Source organism: Clostridium hydrogeniformans DSM 21757, assembly GCF_000686705.1.
In the GTDB taxonomy this organism is placed as follows: Bacteria; Bacillota; Clostridia; order Clostridiales; family Clostridiaceae; genus Clostridium_Z; species Clostridium_Z hydrogeniformans.
In genome coordinates, this window is record NZ_JMLJ01000028.1 from 1 (window position 1) to 3,355 (window position 3,355).

4 protein-coding genes are annotated in these 3,355 nt (G+C 30.6%); 3 read left to right on the forward strand and 1 reads right to left on the reverse strand.

What is annotated here, in order from left to right; translation table 11 throughout:
- Positions 1-314: IS3 family transposase (locus BR69_RS0113100; RefSeq protein WP_027633557.1), on the forward strand; the 314-nt coding region annotated here is incomplete at its 5' end.
- 106 nt (positions 315-420) lie between these two features.
- On the opposite strand, the gene BR69_RS0113105 is transcribed toward BR69_RS0113100, so the two are convergent.
- On the reverse strand, positions 421-1,170 hold the full coding sequence (locus BR69_RS0113105) for a TSUP family transporter (RefSeq protein ID WP_027633586.1): 750 nt from the start codon (positions 1,168-1,170) through the stop codon (positions 421-423).
- Positions 1,171-1,306: 136 nt separating this feature from the next.
- On the opposite strand from BR69_RS0113105, the gene BR69_RS21230 reads away from it, so the two are divergent.
- Together BR69_RS21230 and rlmD are read left to right on the forward strand one after the other, a co-directional pair.
- A complete protein-coding gene (locus BR69_RS21230; protein WP_051623617.1) occupies positions 1,307-1,693 on the forward strand; it encodes an RDD family protein in 387 nt (128 codons plus the stop codon).
- A gap of 252 nt (positions 1,694-1,945) precedes the next feature.
- Positions 1,946-3,301, forward strand: a complete 1,356-nt coding sequence (gene rlmD / locus BR69_RS0113115) for a 23S rRNA (uracil(1939)-C(5))-methyltransferase RlmD (RefSeq protein WP_027633587.1) — start codon at positions 1,946-1,948, stop codon at positions 3,299-3,301.
- The last annotated feature ends 54 nt before the right edge of the window (positions 3,302-3,355 follow it).

The window sequence follows — 3,355 nt, forward strand, 5'->3', positions numbered from 1 at the left end:
AGAATATTCTTAGCAAAGATTCATTTATTCATTCAGATCAAGGAGTTCATTATACTAGTCCGATTTTTCAAAATAAAGTCAAAAAGAATAAATTAGGACAATCTATGTCTAGGCGTGGAAATTGTTGGGACAACGCCCCACAGGAATCCTTTTTCGGACATTTAAAGGATGAAGTTGATATAAAGGCTTGTGATACATTTGAGGATTTAGTTAAAGAAATAGATGATTACATAGATTATCACAATAATTTTAGAGGACAATGGAACTTAAAAAAGATGACTCCTGTTCAATACAGAAATCATCTTTTAAATTAGTCTACTCTTTTTTAAACTGTCCTTGACAAAGGGTACAGTTTAAAGTGTTTCCTAACTTTTATTTAAGTATTTATATAAATTCTTGATTTTATTTAAATGGTTACCACTATACATATTGTATTAAAAGCTTAATGGCAACAGCTAAACTCATAGTAACAAATATAGGTTTAATAAGTTTAGCTCCATTAGTTAGAGCGGCCTTTGTTCCTAATTGAGCACCAGCAATCATAAATACAGCTACTAGTATGCCATAAAAATAATCTATTTTTCCATTAAGAGCAAACATTATAAGGGCAGATATGTTACTTACAAAATTTAAAACCTTACCATTACCACCTGCATTAATAAAATCAAACTTAAATATACTAATAAGGCCAAAGATTAAAAAAGATCCAGTGCCAGGACCAAAGAAACCATCATAAAATCCTATGGAAAAGGAAAGTAATATTCCTAAGGCTATATTTTTTTTATTTAATCCTGTAAAGTTATTATTAAGTCCTAAAGTTTTTGAAAATAAAGTGTAAATCCCTACAAATAAAACAAGCACCATAACTAGTGGATATAAAAAGCTTTGATCCACTAAAAGTACTGATTTAACTCCAAGAATTGACCCTAAAAAGGTAAAAGGAATTAGGTATTTTAAAAGAGAAAAATTAACCTTTTTAGAAGTTATAAATTTCATGGAGCTAGTAAAAGAGGATGTAGTAGCTGCAAACTTATTGGTTCCAAGGGCTATGTGAGGAGGAACTCCTGCAAATAAAAAGGCTGGTATACTTATAAGTCCACCCCCACCAGCTATGGAATCCACAAAGGCAGCAATAAATCCAGCTATACATAAAAATATAATATTAATCACCAATAATCTCCTCCTAATTAACAAAAAATACACAAGTAAAGTATAGCACATAACCTTTGTATAAAGTAGTAATATTTACATCATAATTAAATTGTAGTATAGTATTTAAAGTGATGTAACATAAAGGAGGGATAGTATGTTAAGCAATGATAATAAGAAAAAGGAAGATGTAAAAGAAGCCGTTACAATAGATGAAGTTTTAAAAGAAGATGATAAAAATATAATTAATGAAAAAGATGAAACAGTAAATAACAAAGAGAAAGATGGGAAGGTAAGCTTTCTTAGAAGGTTAGAAGCTGTTGTAATAGATCAACTTATAATAGGTGCAGTATCTTACATACTTTTACTATTACTTGATCTAATCTTAAGATTTGGATTTGGTTTATTCGTGAACGATATGCTTGGAATGTATTTAACAATATTTATAGTAATGGGAATTATATATCCATTAATCTGTGGAGGAACTAAAGGAAAAAATACTCCAGGAAGAATAGCAGCTGGATTAGGTCCAATAAACAACTAATATAGTTAAAGGAAAGAAAATCTTAAAGATTCTTTACTTTTACAATAAAGATTAATAGAATAAAACCTAAACTTAGTTTTAATATGTAAGGGTTTTATATATAATAATACAAGAAGTTTAAGATGAATATCTTATGGCTATAAATGTTAATACTCCTGCTTTTTAAGTGGGAGTTAAGCATTTTTATACTAATAATATGGATAATCATAGTGAAATTTAAACTCAATTAAATAGATTATAAGGAGTATACTTATGAAAAAAGGACAAGAAATTGAAGTTTTTATAGAAAAAACTGAATTTGGAGGCTATGGAATAGGGTTTTTAGAAGACAAGAAAATCTTTGTAAAAGGTACTGTTCCAGGCCAAAAGGTTAAGGCTAGAGTTAGTAAAAAGAAAAAAGATTATGCTGAAGGAAAGTTTATAGAAATAATAGAAAAAGCTCCTTCTCAAATAGATGCTCCTTGTCCACACTTTGGACCTTGTGGAGGATGCTCAACTCAGTTTATTCCTTATGAAACTCAGTTAAATCTTAAGGTTTCAGAGGTAATGGAGCTTTTTAAAGAAGGGGATGTATCTACTGGAAACTTTTTGGGGATTGAAGGAAGTCCAGAGACCTTTGAATATAGAAATAAAATGGAGTTTTCCTTTGGAGATGCCTCAAAGGGTGGAGAGTTAGAGCTTGGAATGCATAAGAAAGGCAGCCCATTCTCAATTGTAACAGTAGATAGTTGTATGTTAGTAGATGAAGACTTTAGAAAGATTTTTAAAGTTACTTTAGATCATTTTAGAAAAGCAAAGCTTCCTTATTATAGAATAAGAAACCATGAAGGATATTTAAGACATTTTATAATAAGAAAGGGTAAGAATACAGGAGACTTAATGGTTAATCTTGTAACCTCATCTCAAATAGAATTTGATTTAACTCCTTGGACAGAAAAGCTTAAAGAGTTAAATTTAGAAGGTGAATTAAAATCTATAATCCATACAACAAATGATTCCCTATCTGATGCAGTAGTACCAGAGAAAGTTGAAGTTTTATATGGAGATGACTACATAATGGAAGAAGTTCTAGGACTAAAGTTTAAAATATCACCTTTCTCATTCTTTCAAACTAATACTAAGGGAGCAGAGAAACTATATTCCCTAGTAAAAGAATTTATGGGGGATATGGCAAAGGATAAGGTAGTATTTGACCTTTACTGTGGAACTGGAACCATAGGTCAAATTGTAGCAGGAGATGCAAGAAAAGTAATAGGAATAGAGCTTATAGAAGAGGCAGTAGTAGCTGCTAATGAAAATGCTAAGCTAAATAACTTAAATAACTGCCACTTTATAGCTGGAGATGTAGCGAAGATAGTAAATACCATAAAAGATAAACCAGACATAATAATCCTAGATCCACCAAGAAGTGGAGTTCATCCAAAGGCTTTAGAATACGTGGTTGACTTTAATGCTAAGGATATAATATATGTTTCTTGTAATCCTAAAACCTTAGTAAATGATTTAAAGTATCTTGAGGCTCATGGATATAGGGTTGAGAGAACAAAGCTGAAGGATATGTTCCCGAACACACCTCACGTTGAAACTGTGGTTAAGCTAGTTAAGTAATACCAATGGTTTAAGGGTTTTAGAGAGTTTGAAAAATCGATATTTCCTACATTT